The 13,523-nt window shown below is 62.9% G+C and carries 13 protein-coding genes and 1 tRNA gene; 7 read left to right on the top strand and 7 right to left on the bottom strand.

Annotated elements, in window-relative coordinates; all coding sequences use genetic code 11:
- Positions 1–54: 54 nt before the first annotated feature.
- The 7 genes from LY632_RS10735 to LY632_RS10705 all read left to right on the top strand — a co-directional run bounded on the left by LY632_RS10735 (position 55) and on the right by LY632_RS10705 (position 8,503).
- The gene (locus LY632_RS10735) at positions 55–1,038 is read left to right on the top strand and encodes a family 16 glycosylhydrolase (protein ID WP_234091126.1); all 984 of its coding nucleotides are present in this window, start codon (positions 55–57) and stop codon (positions 1,036–1,038) included.
- Position 1,039: 1 nt separating this feature from the next.
- Entirely contained in the window at positions 1,040–2,104 is a 1,065-nt protein-coding gene (locus LY632_RS10730) for a LacI family DNA-binding transcriptional regulator (protein ID WP_234091125.1), read from the top strand.
- Positions 2,105–2,112: 8 nt separating this feature from the next.
- On the top strand, positions 2,113–3,321 hold the full coding sequence (locus LY632_RS10725; RefSeq protein ID WP_234091124.1) for an MFS transporter: 1,209 nt from the start codon (positions 2,113–2,115) through the stop codon (positions 3,319–3,321).
- A gap of 73 nt (positions 3,322–3,394) precedes the next feature.
- Complete coding sequence (locus tag LY632_RS10720) at positions 3,395–5,782, top strand: glycoside hydrolase family 3 protein (RefSeq protein ID WP_234091123.1); 2,388 nt, start codon at positions 3,395–3,397, stop codon at positions 5,780–5,782.
- Positions 5,783–5,887: 105 nt separating this feature from the next.
- The gene (gene gluP / locus LY632_RS10715; protein ID WP_234091122.1) at positions 5,888–7,210 is read left to right on the top strand and encodes a glucose/galactose MFS transporter; all 1,323 of its coding nucleotides are present in this window, start codon (positions 5,888–5,890) and stop codon (positions 7,208–7,210) included.
- A 135-nt stretch (positions 7,211–7,345) separates the two neighbouring features.
- Positions 7,346–7,918 (top strand): phage tail protein, encoded by a 573-nt coding sequence (locus LY632_RS10710; RefSeq protein WP_234091121.1) that lies wholly within the window; start codon positions 7,346–7,348, stop codon positions 7,916–7,918.
- A 12-nt stretch (positions 7,919–7,930) separates the two neighbouring features.
- Entirely contained in the window at positions 7,931–8,503 is a 573-nt protein-coding gene (locus LY632_RS10705; protein WP_234091120.1) for a phage tail protein, read from the top strand.
- A gap of 89 nt (positions 8,504–8,592) precedes the next feature.
- Here the strand turns inward: LY632_RS10705 and LY632_RS10700 are convergent, their stop codons facing one another.
- The 7 genes from LY632_RS10700 to LY632_RS10670 form a co-directional block, all read right to left on the bottom strand.
- The gene (locus LY632_RS10700; RefSeq protein ID WP_234091119.1) at positions 8,593–8,745 is read right to left on the bottom strand and encodes a hypothetical protein; all 153 of its coding nucleotides are present in this window, start codon (positions 8,743–8,745) and stop codon (positions 8,593–8,595) included.
- Between the two features lie 14 nt (positions 8,746–8,759).
- Positions 8,760–10,631, bottom strand: a complete 1,872-nt coding sequence (locus LY632_RS10695; RefSeq protein ID WP_234091118.1) for an asparagine synthase-related protein — start codon at positions 10,629–10,631, stop codon at positions 8,760–8,762.
- Positions 10,628–11,122: a lasso peptide biosynthesis B2 protein gene (locus tag LY632_RS10690; RefSeq protein WP_234091117.1), complete on the bottom strand. Its 495-nt coding sequence runs from the start codon at positions 11,120–11,122 to the stop codon at positions 10,628–10,630. Before LY632_RS10690 ends, LY632_RS10695 begins: the two co-directional genes overlap by 4 nt.
- Positions 11,119–11,406, bottom strand: coding sequence for a PqqD family protein (locus LY632_RS10685; protein ID WP_234091116.1), 288 nt, complete (start codon positions 11,404–11,406; stop codon positions 11,119–11,121). The genes LY632_RS10690 and LY632_RS10685 overlap by 4 nt, the downstream gene beginning before the upstream one ends.
- Entirely contained in the window at positions 11,406–12,275 is an 870-nt protein-coding gene (locus tag LY632_RS10680) for a sulfotransferase domain-containing protein (RefSeq protein ID WP_234091115.1), read from the bottom strand. The genes LY632_RS10685 and LY632_RS10680 overlap by 1 nt, the downstream gene beginning before the upstream one ends.
- On the bottom strand, positions 12,272–13,153 hold the full coding sequence (locus LY632_RS10675) for a hypothetical protein (RefSeq protein ID WP_234091114.1): 882 nt from the start codon (positions 13,151–13,153) through the stop codon (positions 12,272–12,274). The genes LY632_RS10680 and LY632_RS10675 overlap by 4 nt, the downstream gene beginning before the upstream one ends.
- A 97-nt stretch (positions 13,154–13,250) precedes the next feature.
- Positions 13,251–13,327 (bottom strand) — tRNA-Pro (locus LY632_RS10670).
- Between the last annotated feature and the right edge of the window lie 196 nt (positions 13,328–13,523).

The raw sequence follows: 13,523 nt of genomic DNA, 5'->3' as shown, positions 1-13,523 counted from the left end.
CGGCAGGAACCCGCCTTTTCCTTTGCGGGCAAGGCGTTGTAAGGGGATTGGGCAATGATCTCGAGTGCACTGAGGACGATGTTGGCAGGGTCGGCGGCTTTCGCATTTGCGGGCTGTGCGACTGCTAGTGGGCCGGCTCCGGCCAGCGAAGATTCTTGGTGGACGCTGGTCTGGTCGGACGAGTTCGACGGCGATGCTATTGATCGCAGCAAGTGGGACTTCGACATCAACTGCTGGGGCGGCGGCAACAACGAGCGGCAGTGCTATACCGACAGCGAGCGCAACGCCTCGGTCGAGGACGGCGCGCTGGTGATCACCGCGCGCAAGGAGAAGAGCACCGGGCCGGCGTTTCCGCCAAGCATCGCTGCCGGGCAGGCAGACCCCGATGCCAAGGCGACGAAGCCTTTCTCCAGCGCGCGCCTGGTGACGCGAGGGAAAGCGTCGTGGAAGTATGGCAAGATCGAAGTCCGCGCGGCCTTGCCGCAAGGGCAGGGCACCTGGCCCGCCATCTGGATGCTGCCTGAAGACAATGTCTATGGCGGCTGGGCCCGGTCGGGCGAAATCGACATCCTCGAGGCCGTCAATCTCGGCGTTGAATGCCCGGCGGACAAGGGCTGTGAGGAAGGCGGCGAGAACACCATCCTTGGCACGCTCCATTTCGGTGGCGGTTGGCCCGATAATGCGCTGACCAGCACGGAAATTCCCTATCCCCCAGTGCTCGACGGCGGGTATCACACCTTCGGCATCGAATGGGGCGAGGGCATTATCACCTGGAGCGTGGATGGGCAGGTTTATGCCACCAAGCGGGCGGAGGACTGGTACACAACCTCCACAGACGATCCCGATGCGCCGTTCGACCAGCGTTTCCACCTGCTGCTCAACCTAGCCATTGGCGGCGGGCTGCCGGAAGAACGGGCCCTGGGCGGCGTGGATGAGAGCGGTTTCCCCAAGCGGATGTTGGTCGACTGGGTCCGGGTCTGGCAATGCGCCGACGACACCGCTACCGGCAGGTCCTGCATCCTCGGGAGGGATGATTAACATGGCAAGACGGCGTCAGGCGGTCACGATCAAGCACGTGGCAGCAGATGCAGGGGTGTCCCTGCAGACCGTCAGCCGTGTCATCAACGACGGTCCCAACGTTCGCCCCGAGATGAAGGAGCGGGTGCAGGCCTCGATCGACAAGCTGGGCTATGTCCCCTCGATCGCTGCCCAGCGGATGAGCGGGTCGCATTCCTATCTCATCCTCGCGCTTAATGATCGCGAGCGTACCATTGCCGAATGGGAAGCGCGGCAGGGCAGCGACTGGGTCAACCAGATGCTCCTCGGCGGCATGCTGACGGCCGGGAAATATGGCTACCGTATGATGGTGGAACTGGTCGATACCCATGTGGACCATGTCGAGCGGGAACTGGCCGGCACGATTGCTTCGCTGCAGCCGGACGGGGTAATTCTGACCCCGCCGCACTCGGAAAACCGGAACATCACCCGGTTCCTTGCCGAGAAAGCTATCCCCTTCGCCCGGATCGGTTCAGTCGCCGGGGGACCGGGCATCGCCATGACCATGGGGGACGAGCATAACGCCGCAATGGCGACGGATTATCTGATCGGGCTTGGCCATGAGCGGATCGGATTCATCGCCGGACCGTCGGAGTATTCGCTCAGCGGATGGCGTGTCGATGGCTGGACCCGAGCGATGACCCGGGCCGGCTTCAAGGTTGACGGCTTGTTGGAGAAGGGCGACTTCGGGTATGACTCTGGCCTGGCCGCTGCCCGCAAGCTGCTCGAACTGCCCGAAAGACCGACGGCGATCATCGCCAGCAGCGATCAGATGGCGCTGGCAACCCTCGACACCGCGCGCGCCATGGGCATTAATGTCCCGGCCGACCTGTCGCTGATCAGCTTCGACAACACCCCGATCGTCAATTTCACCCAGCCAGCGCTGACGGCAGTGGACCAGCCCATCGCACAAACCACCTCGCGCGCCGTCGAACTGCTGATTGATGCGGCCCGCGAGGGCAATTGGCCGGACGAGCCTGTCCGGGTTCGCGGCACCCTGATCGAGCGGGGCTCGACCGCACCACCGCGCCAGCACGCCAATGACTGACCCGCACCATGGCTGACGCGAGCAAGCGCCAGTCGACGCGGTTCCTGTTGCTCTATGCGCTTGCTGCGGCGGGCGGTGCGGTCGCCTACGTTCCATTCCTGACAGTGCTGTTGCCGGTTCGGATCACCGCCATGTCCGGCGGCGAGGCCGACGTTGGCGCTCTCGCCTACATAACCCTTGGCGGAGCCTTGGCGGCGAGCACCGCGAATATCCTGTTCGGTTGGCTGAGCGACCTCACCGGGCATCGTCGAGGCTGGGTCATAGCCGGATTGCTGCTGTCTTGCGCGCTGCTTGTCTCGATGCCGCTGGCGCAGAGCTTTCCGATGCTCGCCGCAATGATCGTGCTGTGGCAAATCGGACTCAACATGATGCTGGCACCGCTCGCGGCGTGGGCGGGCGATTGCGTACCTGACAGCCAGAAGGGAACGCTGGGCGGCTTGTTGGCCCTCGCTCCGGCGCTCGGAGCATTGTCCGGGGCGCTCGTGACAATTCCCGATCTTGCCGGGCCGGAAATGCGGCTGTGGATCGTAGCGTTCCTGGTCGCCTTGATGGTTCTGCCCGCTGTTCTGGTCGGCAGGCCGGAACCCATGCCACAACTGATGGCAGATTTGGCTCCGGGCTTCGAAGAGGAACGCCCCGTGGCGCTCAAGTCGCGCTCGGCCGTTGTCCGGATGTGGCTCGCTCGACTGCTGGTGCAGATCGCGGAAGCGGCATTGTTCGCGTATTTGCTGTTCTGGTTCACCGGGATCGACGACAGCATTCGCGATAGCGACACCGCACGGATCTTTGCGGTGGTGCTGGGCCTGGCGGTCCCGCTGGCGATCGTTGTCGGTCGCTGGTCGGACCGGCGGGCGCGGCCGATCCTGCCGCTGGCGTGCTGTGCGGTTCTCACGGCAGTCGGCCTGGTGGTGATGGCAGTCTCGCAGGGATTGGAGATTGCCATTGCAGGCTATGTGCTGTTCGGCCTCGCCGCCTCCGTGTTCCTCTCGCTCCATTCCGCGCAGACGCTACGGGTGCTGCCGCGAGCACGGCGCCGGGGCAGGGACCTTGGCCTGTTCAACCTGACCAATACGGTGCCGTCGCTGATCATGCCTTGGCTCGCACTCAAGATGGTGCCGTTGTTCGGCTTTGGCGGCCTTTTCTGGCTGCTGGCGATGCTTGCTCTGATCGCGGCCATCCTCCTGGTAAGTCTCGCCCGTTTTCCAAGGGCGGGGTAATTTCCGGCTTGCAATCCGGTTTCACCCCGCTAACGTTGAGAACGTTCCCAACAGGGATGTAAAGGGGAGTGGAATGGTTCGCCGTCATTGGCTTGTTGCAGCATGTGCGTCGCTGGCGCTGGCACCGGGGCTGGCCGGGTGCGCCGGTGCGCCGCCTGTGGAAACCGCAGTTGCTGTACCGCAAACGGAAGACGAGCGGATTGCCGATATCCTTTCGCGCATGAGCGTGGAGCGCAAGGTCGGACAGCTGATCCAGCCACAGATCAATAGTTTCACCGCTGCGGATATGGAGCGGTATCGCTTCGGCAGCTATCTCAACGGTGGCAACGGCGGCCCTTATGGCGACGAATTCGCCGAGGCAGGCGAATGGCTGCGACTTGCCGATGAGATGTACGAGGCATCGGTCCGGCCTCTGCCCGGCGGTGAGCCGGTGATCCCGACCATGTGGGGCACCGACGCGGTCCATGGCCACACCAATGTCGTGCGCGCCACCATCTTCCCGCACAACATCGGGTTGGGGGCGACAGGCGATGCCGACCTGGTCCGGCGGATCGGCGCGGCCACCGCGACCGAGATTGAAGTCACGGGGATCGACTGGAACTTCTCGCCTACCGTCGCCATCGCACAGGATGACCGCTGGGGCCGGACCTACGAGAGCTACTCGGAAGATCCGCTATTGGTCGCCAAGCTTGGCAAGGCGCTGGTCGAAGGCCTGCAGGGTACGCCCGGCAGCAAGGATTTCCTGGGCGCCGGGCGGGTTATCGCCACGGCCAAGCACTTCTTCGGCGATGGAGGTACCGAGCAGGGTATCGATACCGGCGACGTCAATGGGGACATCGAAGAGCTCAAGAAAATCCATGCCGTGCCGTATCCGGTGGCGGTCGATGCCGGGGTCCAGGCCGTGATGGCCAGCTTCAACTCGATCAACGGCGAAAAAATGCACGGCAACAAGCCGATGCTGACCGACTACCTGCGCGGTGAATTGGGATTCGATGGGCTGGTGGTCGGCGACTGGAACGGTCACGGCCAGGTCCGGGGCTGCACGGTGACCGATTGTCCGCAGGCGTTGCTGGCCGGGCTCGATATCTACATGGTGCCGGACGAGTGGAAACCGCTACTGGAAAACCTCGTCGCGCAAGTGAAGGACGGCACGATCCCGCTGGCGCGGCTCGACGAGGCTGTCGGACGGGTGCTGCGTGTCAAGCTGCGTGCGGGCTTGCTCGACGAGGATGCGGTCAAGCCATCCGAGCGACCCAATGCCGGCAATATGGCTCTGCTCGGTTCGCCCGAGCACCGCGCGATTGCGCGCGAAGCGGTCGCCAAGTCGCAGGTCATTCTCAAGAACGACGGCGTGTTGCCATTGCAGAAGGAAGGCGCGACGATCCTTGTGGCGGGGGTTGCTGCCGACAGCATCGCCCAGGCTTCAGGTGGGTGGACGCTGACCTGGCAGGGCGGTCGCGAATTGACCAACGACTATTTCCCGGGGGCGACTTCGATCTACCAGGGCATTGCCGAGGCTGCGCGCGAGATCAATGCTACAGCCGTCCTGTCGAAAGATGGCTCGGTCCCGGCAAGCCCGGTTGATGCCGCCGTCGTCGTCTTTGGCGAACAGCCCTATGCAGAGTTCGCCGGAGACCGCAAGACGATGGTCTTCAGCGACGAAGAAGGGCTCGCACTGCTACGCAAGTTCAAGGCCCAAGGCATTCCGACTGTGGCAGTATTCCTCTCGGGCCGTCCGATGTGGATGAACCGCGAGATCAACGCGGCTGACGCATTTGTCGCCAGCTGGCTACCCGGGAGCGAGGGTGGCGGTGTGGCAGACGTCCTGTTCGGCAAGGTCGAGGCGACCGGCCGCCTTTCGTTCAGCTGGCCTGCCGATTGCGGCGGAGCGCCGGTCAACGGTCCGGAAGGAGCGTTGTTCGATCGCGGATATGGGCGTTCACTCCGCGACACGACGCCGACAGCCGAGCTCGATGAAACATGCGGATACCTCGACCAGCCCGCCGCTGCTGCCTGGTATGATATGGGTCGCCTCTCTGACGGGATCGTGGCGCGTGCGGGAACCGCGAACCTGCCGAACCTTCGCGGCGAAGGCGGCGGAATCGTTGCCCGCGGGGTCGACAAGGACCGTCAGGAAGATGCGCGCGAGATCACTTTCGGACCTGGTGCTTCGCTGTCGCTGGCCCAGAGCGGCGGGGGGAGCGGCGACTATCGCATTCTCTACAACCTCGCCACCGCGCCATCGGGCAAGGTGACAGTCACGGTCGGAGATACGCAGATCGATATCACCCGCCAGCTGGAACTGAGCGCAGGCAAAGGCTGGCGCGAGATGATCATCACCGGCGCCTGTGTGCCGGGGCTGGGCGACAGCATCACGCTTCGCAGCGATGCGCCGCTGGTGCTGCAGGTCGCCAGGATCGAGCGCCAGGCATTGCCTGAAGGGGCCGAGTGTTCGTTCTGACGCACGGTCGTAAGGGGCTCGTGCATTCGAATTCGCATGGACCGAGCGCAGCTTTGCGTTAGGCCTGGGCAATAGCCGCCGAAAAGGCGGAACTGGGAGGATTTCATGGCAATGGCACCGAACACCGCGCCTCACGCAAGCGCGGCACCCACGGGTAACAAGGGTACGATCATGGCCGCGTTTCTCGCGGTTACCCTGCTGTTTTTCGCCTGGGGCTTCATCACTTCGCTGATCGACCCGCTGGTGGCGGCGGTTAAGGGCATTTTCGTACTCAGCGACACGCAGGCGCAGCTTTCCGCTTTCGCCTTCTTCATTGCCTATGGTGTGGTGAGCTTCCCGGCAGCGGCACTGATCGCCAAATGGAGGGCGGTACCCTCGATCCTGGCCGCGCTCACGATGATGGTCGTCGCCTGCCTGATCATGCTGGGCGCGGCCAATATCGCCAACTACAACCTCGTTCTGTTTGGCCTGTTCGTGCTCGCGAGCGGGATTACCATTCTCCAGGTTGCGGCCAACCCGCTGGCGGCAGCACTCGGCTCTCCTGAGAAGAGCCACTTCCGCCTGACATTGTCGCAGACCTTCAACAGCTTCGGCACGATCATCGGTCCGGCATTGGGCGCCAGCCTGTTCCTGGCAGGGGTCGAAGTTGCCGATGGCGTTGCCTTGACCGACGAAGTGCGGGCGAATGCGCTGGGAGGCATCGACCGGGCATACTTCTGGATTTGCGGCTTGCTCATCGCCTTGCTGGCATTCTTCTATCTGGCGCGGCGCACAGTGGCGGCGGCGGCGCCACCGATCGGGTCGGGCAAGGGGATGGCCGAACTGATCCGTGACGCCTTCGGCTCGCGCTGGGCAGTACTCGGCGCGGCGGCGATTTTTCTCTACGTCGGCGCCGAAGTCGCGATCGGCACGCAGATGGCATTGTTCCTCAACAGCGATGCTACATGGGGAATGCCGCTGCAGGATGCCGCTGCGCTTGTCTCGTTCTATTGGGGCGGGGCGTTCGTCGGCCGGATTGCGGGGACGGTCCTGTTGTATTTCTTCAACGCTTCGCGATTGCTGGCCATATTTACGGGCATTGCCTGCGCCATGTGCCTTTATGTCTTTGCGGTCGGCGGCGTCACCTCGGGTTACGTCGCCCTGGCGATCGGGCTGTTCAACTCGATCATGTTCCCGGTAATATTCACTCTGACACTCGAACGGTCGAGCGCCAGCGAGGAAGCCACTTCGGGGCTGCTGTGCACGGGCATCATCGGCGGGGCCTTCGTGCCCTTGCTGGTGGGGGCGGTCTCCGACGCCACCAGTTATGCGTTTGCGTTTATCGTGCCGGCTGTCTGTTATCTGCTGCTGGCGATTTTCGCGCTGTCGGCGGGTCGGGCTGCGAATGGCGTAGCGAGATCTCCCCGCGCCAGCGGTCAAACCCAGTAAGTTGACCGAAGAAACAGCAGCGCCATGCGGGAATTGTTTTCCCGCGTGGCGCTTATGTCCTATTTCTGGCACGTCATACTGTTCATAATTGTCACCTCAGGCCGGAATTCTCCGGCATTCTCGGGGAGGGCAAATATGTCGATCAGTGATCCTACAATTGGCGAAATCACCATGTTCGGTGGCAACTTCGCTCCGCGTAGCTGGGCGTTTTGCAATGGCCAGCTCCTTTCCATCAGCCAGTACACCGCTCTCTTTTCCATCCTCGGCACCACCTATGGCGGCGACGGGCGGACCACCTTTGCTCTTCCCGACCTGCAGAGCCGTACCCCGCGCGGAACTGGCACCGGTCCGGGCCTGAGCCCCGTCGCGCTTGGTCAAGCAGGCGGGATTGAACAGGTCACTTTGACGGTGGCCAACATGCCGAGCCATTCTCACCCCCATACGCATACCGCCTCCGTCCATGCGGAACCGCGGCTGGGGAACGAGAATGCGCCTGGAGACAACGTCTTTGCCCTGGCTCCTGCAGGAACCAATATCTATCATGATATTGACGATACGCGGCAAGACATCCTGATGCATGCCAACACGGTCACCCTCTCGCAAGATTCGACCGTGGCGGGCGGTAACCAGCCCGTCACCGTGCTTAATCCGTGGCTTGGCGTGAATTACATCATCGCGCTTGAAGGCATGTTCCCGAGCCGCAACTAAGGAGGCGCGACCATGTCCTTCGCAGAACCAACCATCGGCGAAATCCAGATGTTCGCTGGCGATTTTGCTCCACGCAACTTTGCCCTGTGTCAGGGCCAGCTGTTGCCGATTTCGCAAAATTCGGCGCTTTTCTCGATTCTCGGGACAACATTCGGCGGCGATGGCAGGACCACCTTCGGCCTGCCAGATCTCCGCAGCCGCGTGCCGCGTCATGCCGGGCAGGGACCAGGCCTCGGCAATGTCAGGCTGGGGGAACAGGGTGGGCTGGAATACGAGGCTGTCGGCCCGATCAACTTGCCGACACACAGCCATCCCCATAGCCACCTTGCGTCCGTCCATGCCGAACCTCGGCTAGGGGACGAGAACGCGCCGGGGGATAATGTCTTTGCGCTCACGCCTCCAGGGACCAACATCTACCACGATGTGGACGACACGCGTCAGGACATACTGATGCATGCCAATACGGTCACCCTGTCGCAGGACATGACACCTGCCGGCGGCAACCAGTCGTTCTATGCCGTGAACCCCTATCTCGGGGTCAACTACATTATCGCGCTCTACGGCATATATCCGAGCCGTAGCTAAATCACCTCAGCCAAAAGAAAGGGCCCGCGCCGATCCGGCTGCGGGCCCTTGCGATTTTGGCAGTTGGCGCCATTGCACCGTCGATGTGTTCAGGATGGCGGGGTGTAGTAGACCAGCACCTCTTGTGTGAAGACAGCGGTCCCCGTTTCAGTCTCGCTGGCGTCCATGCGCTGGAGGACTGGCTTGCTGTAGGGCCGCTTGCCCCCGTCCGGTGGTACATCTTTGCTGGTATTATCGGTCATAAATCCCCCAAGGCCTATGGGCGCAAATACATGAGCCAGTCCGATAACAAGTCAATCCTGCGGACCAGGCCCAAATTATAGGCGCCTACTCTTCCAAAATGGGCCCCAGGTTGCGACCTCAGACTAATAGATTCGCCCAGTTTGAGATATTTTACAGGATCGAGGATATAGGCGAGCGCTGGAGACAGCAAGCTCATATTTTGCAAGATGTGACATTTTGCCGACGGATGTACCTCCGGCCTCACCGCTCCCATCGATTTGGCATGCCAGGCGATATTGTCCGGCAAGCGACCGACGCTGGCCTGTCGATGAAGATAGCGACCGATTCCGACCCGGTGCCTTTCAATCGAAGGGACGGTCAGAAACGCCTCGGCCAGTTGCCGCTGCACCAAAGGCCAACGGTACTCGATGCCATAGGTTGCGGCGACGGCGGAACAGGATTCGAACCGACCCGATACGTAGGCGCGGAAGGCCCGGCGCAGGATTGTCTCGTTCGGCGTTTGGCCAACGAAGATGTTACCCCGCTGCAGCTGTAGGTCGACCAACCCATGCTCCGCAATGACCTCGTCGCGCAGCGGGGTCGCGTTGAGCTGGGAAAGAAACACGGCCTGGGCCGGCAAGAGAGCGGGAAGAGGAACGACCTTTTGGCGCAGGAAGCGCACGGCGCGCCTGGCCCGGGATGCCGGGGAACCGGCCAGCGACCGCCACCAGTCGGACAGGCGACCGGCTGCGAACAGCTCGTCACAAACTTCGCGCCCGCCCGAGGTGACGATCTCGTCCCCGCCAAATCCTGACAGGAGGGTGCGCACGCCGAGCTGCTGGCAATGCTCATAGATCTGGAAATGGTATCCAGCGTTGGGATGTTCGAGCGGGAAGCCTAGCGCGGCATTGGCACGCTCCTGCGTAGCGCGGTGCCATTCATTGGCCACGGGCGTTATCCCGCGATGGTGCTTCAGGCCGCAGTGGGCGACGACCGCTGCCTGTGCTGCCTTGTCCTCCTCGTACATCTCGAGTCCGATTGTATGCAGCGGCACCTCTTCGGCCAGTAGCAGGCGGGCGCTGGCGACGATCGCGGAGGAGTCGAGGCCGCCGGACAATTCGGCGGCGATCGGATAGGTGCTGCGCAGTGCACCTGCGACCGCGCTGTCGAGCGCCGCGCGATAGGCTTCGACCCGGTCCGGATCGGGCTCGCCGATACCCGGTTCCGGATCTTCGAAGGCGAAGTATCGGCGCGGTTCAGGCAGACTGCCGCGTTCGACAAGCAGGTCATGCGCTGGCGGCAGACGCAAGACACCGTCGAAGGCAGTGCGGATGTGATCATGCGAATAGCCGAGCAGGAAGCGGGCCATCCATCCGTCGGACGGACCGATGTCCTCGCATTTGAGAACCGGAAACACCGCAGCCGTGCTGGCAAAAGCAAACAGGCGAGGCGTGGCGTAGTAGAAGAACGGCCGCGTGCCCATGATGTCGCGCACGCACCAGGTGGACTGGCTGGCGGGGTCATGAATGGCGAAGCCAAATTCGCCCTGCAGTTGCGGGGCTGCATCTCGTCCCCATTGGCGGTGCGCGGCGAGGACCAGTAGCCCATCTGTCAATGTTTCGCGTTCTTCGAGTCCCAGCGAGCGGCAAAGTTCGCTGCGATTATCGAGCCGGATCCAGCCAAGCAAAACCCGTCCTGTTTCGACGCAGCGCTCCGGTGTCTGGGCGTGGCAGCTCCCGGGCGTGTTCCACCGGGCAGCCTGTGCCAGCAAGGCGGTGTTGCTGCACCAGTGCCCGGTCCGGTCGGCGACGCGATAGGGATCGAGCGTCGCTTCCAGCCGCTCCGGCGCAATCCACTCACGCGGATCATGCCCGGCTTGGCGTACGACTATCCCGCCGAACATCATGTGGCAGGCGGAGGCGAGGCGAAGGAGGAAACGATCCGGTATTCGGGTAGCACCGGCGCACCGGTGACGATCCGCTTTCCGGCGACGATCCACGCGTGGGCCTGCATCGGGGCAGCGTCCGGTTTGGCATCGCCGGGAGCGAGACCGAAATGCACGACATGCGGGACGCCCCCGACTCGCAGCAATAGGCTCGCCACCATGGCTTGCGGCAGGCAAACAGACTTCCACGGCGTTATCCGCGCCGTCGCGCGAACACTGCGACCGATGGAGCGGGCCCTGTTGTCGAGTCCGGCGGTAAGCGGCGGAGCCGGCAACCCCTGACTCGCTACCGTCCCAAGCACCCGCGCGTAAAAGCGGAACGGCAGGAACAGAATCGCCAGGCGTGCCAATCCGAGCAGAACGAGTGATGGCGCGACCATGGTGATCTCTGATGCGCTATAACCGCGCAACCCCGCCAGCTTGCGGCGCAACGTTGGGAGAAGGGCGCTCATGCCGTCCCCCCTTGCAACAGCAGCCCTTGGTCGATCAAGGCGGCGATGAATTCCTCCAGATCCCGACGTAATTCCTCGCGGCAGGGCGCATCGAAACTACGCGCCACATGCCTGGTGACCGTTTCCAATGTCGAGGGTTCTTCCAGTATCTCCCAAACGGCACTGCCGACAGCATCGAGCGCGAAGTACACTCCCCGTTCACTGTCCATCATCACGAGCCGCCCATCCATTTCGACCGGCGAGAGCTTCGGGTTGCGAGACAGGAGCGGCGCTGCGTTGCCCATCACATCACCTGCGGCTTGCCATTGCCATCGCAATAGCCAAGCCGCTCCATCATCGGGCGATGGGTCGCGACAATTCGTTCGACCTGCGCCGGGCTGAGGCTTTGCTGCCAGTCACCGGCGATCCCCTTGCGGAAAAACCGTTCGGCCGCCAGCGGCTTCTCCTTGAACGGTTCCTGAGCCTCCTGCTCCTGCAAGCGCTCGAACCTGGTCTGCTCGATGGCCTGTGCCACATCGGATTCCGCGGCATCGAGCATCAGGTGGCGGGCGATCCGGCCGAACCATTCCGCTGGTTGTGCCAGCATGTCCTCGTAGCGGACCAGCAGCATGTCGAAGTGCGGGTTGTCGATCCAGCTTACGACATGATCGGACCAGCCCGGCAAGACGTGGGGAAGGTGAACGGTGATCCCGCCTTGGGGACTGCGCCCCATCTCCATGCCCGGAGGTTCCATCGCCGTTATGGTCTTGTCAATGGTCCGTCCCAGGTGGCTGGCAAAGGAAACAGCGACGTCTAGCGGATTGCGCACGAGGTAAACGCCGGGGCCACTGGCTTCGACCGATGGGAGCCAGCCGCCACCACCAGCCGACAAGCAGGCATCATGGATCTTGTGGAACTGGGCCCGTTCGGCCTTGTCGGCGGTCCACCGATACACGGCCGGCCGCAGATCGAGGATCTCGTCAGGCAGAAGTTCAGAGGTGGGAAAGCCCAAAGCGCGATCGATCCACATCCGGTCGGTCGCAATGGTCCCGCCGGCGATATCATTGAGCGAGGTCTCCTGCGCCGGCTCGCGCATCAGGTGCGAAAGGACAAGCCGCAGCCAGGTGTTGCCCGATTTTGGGTAGGACGCGAGCCAGTGGATCTTCGAACTCATGGCGCTTCCGCCAGATCGAGATCTGCAAGGATGTGGTCGGCGAGCACTGCAATCGGCAGGTCCTTGACCGGACGCCAGACGCGGCGGAAGCGGGCCTTGGCCGAAAGAGCCGCCACCATTTGCAGCATGGCGGGGTTGAGCCCGAAACGCTGGTGCTCCAGCGGCCGGAACGAGTTGGCGCGCAGCATCGCCAGCCGATCGGCCCCGCGGATGTCGGCGAAACGTACCTCGGGGCTGGTATGGACGATGAGCTGGTAGACCCCGCCAACGGGTTTCCGGAGGGCGGGAAGGGCTTGCGGCCAATGATAGCGTTCGAGACCTGGGCGCGTCGGTTGAAGGTCGGCCAGATCTATCGCCAGTGCGTCGGCCGTATCCCGGGAAAGGGTAAGGCTCGGCACGCCGGCCACGGCAGTGCCATCGCTTTCGACACCAGCGAAACCGTCTGACATCAGCGAATGTTTTCGCCGGACCAGTTCTGCGGCGACGGCACTTTTGCCGGCGGCCGGGGCACCGGTAAGCAGGATCGCGCTTTCGCCCAGGTCGACGCAGCTCCCTCGAACCGGCAAAACCCCTGCGAGCATGGCAGCGCAGGGCAGGGCGCTATTCAGAAGGAAAGTCGCGATGCTCGCTTCATCGACGCCGGGGCTTGCCTGCCAACGAATTGTATCGGGCGTGACGTGGAACTGTGCAACGCCGGGAACAGCATAGGCTATCCAGTCGGTGCCGGCCCGCGTGAATGGTCCAATCACTTCGCCCCCTCTGTCCGGCACCGTTCCGGCGACCATTGCCAGGGGTGTGCCTTCGGCCTGCCCGACCGCCATCATCGGCAGGGGCAGGTCGGCGCTGATGGCGAAACCGCAGGCCTGATAGTGGTTCAAATTCGGATCAACCTTCCAGCCCGCAAGGAGAATGCGCAGGATAGCTGCATCGCAAGCTATGGGAAGGGGCGGTTACGGCAATGGGGGAGAATTCCACTGGTCGGGAAGACAGGATTCGAACCTGCGACCCCCACACCCCCAGTGTGATGCGCTACCAGGCTGCGCTACTTCCCGATCAGTGGAGGCGCGCCCTATAGGCAAGCGCGTTTGTATAGGCAAGCACTCACATGCCCTGAATTCTCGCGTATTCGCGTTGCCCAAATGCACCACACTTGCTAGGCGGCGCGCCATCATGAGCCAGAAGGCTTGGCGAGGGCTGGGTGAGACACCACCTGCCGTTTTCAAACCTGCGAGGGCTTCGCAATTTCCG

Source organism: Erythrobacter sp. SDW2 (assembly GCF_021431965.1).
In the GTDB taxonomy this organism is placed as follows: Bacteria; Pseudomonadota; Alphaproteobacteria; order Sphingomonadales; family Sphingomonadaceae; genus Parerythrobacter.
This window is presented reverse-complemented; position numbering and strand designations above follow the sequence as displayed.

Coding starts and splice junctions, on each gene's coding strand:
- LY632_RS10735 (WP_234091126.1), top strand. CDS start 55: ATGATCTCGAGTGCACTGAGGACGATGTTGGCAGGGTCGGCGGCTTTC.
- LY632_RS10730 (WP_234091125.1), top strand. CDS start 1,040: ATGGCAAGACGGCGTCAGGCGGTCACGATCAAGCACGTGGCAGCAGAT.
- LY632_RS10725 (WP_234091124.1), top strand. CDS start 2,113: ATGGCTGACGCGAGCAAGCGCCAGTCGACGCGGTTCCTGTTGCTCTAT.
- LY632_RS10720 (WP_234091123.1), top strand. CDS start 3,395: ATGGTTCGCCGTCATTGGCTTGTTGCAGCATGTGCGTCGCTGGCGCTG.
- gluP (WP_234091122.1), top strand. CDS start 5,888: ATGGCAATGGCACCGAACACCGCGCCTCACGCAAGCGCGGCACCCACG.
- LY632_RS10710 (WP_234091121.1), top strand. CDS start 7,346: ATGTCGATCAGTGATCCTACAATTGGCGAAATCACCATGTTCGGTGGC.
- LY632_RS10705 (WP_234091120.1), top strand. CDS start 7,931: ATGTCCTTCGCAGAACCAACCATCGGCGAAATCCAGATGTTCGCTGGC.
- LY632_RS10700 (WP_234091119.1), bottom strand. CDS start 8,745: ATGACCGATAATACCAGCAAAGATGTACCACCGGACGGGGGCAAGCGG.
- LY632_RS10695 (WP_234091118.1), bottom strand. CDS start 10,631: ATGATGTTCGGCGGGATAGTCGTACGCCAAGCCGGGCATGATCCGCGT.
- LY632_RS10690 (WP_234091117.1), bottom strand. CDS start 11,122: ATGAGCGCCCTTCTCCCAACGTTGCGCCGCAAGCTGGCGGGGTTGCGC.
- LY632_RS10685 (WP_234091116.1), bottom strand. CDS start 11,406: ATGGGCAACGCAGCGCCGCTCCTGTCTCGCAACCCGAAGCTCTCGCCG.
- LY632_RS10680 (WP_234091115.1), bottom strand. CDS start 12,275: ATGAGTTCGAAGATCCACTGGCTCGCGTCCTACCCAAAATCGGGCAAC.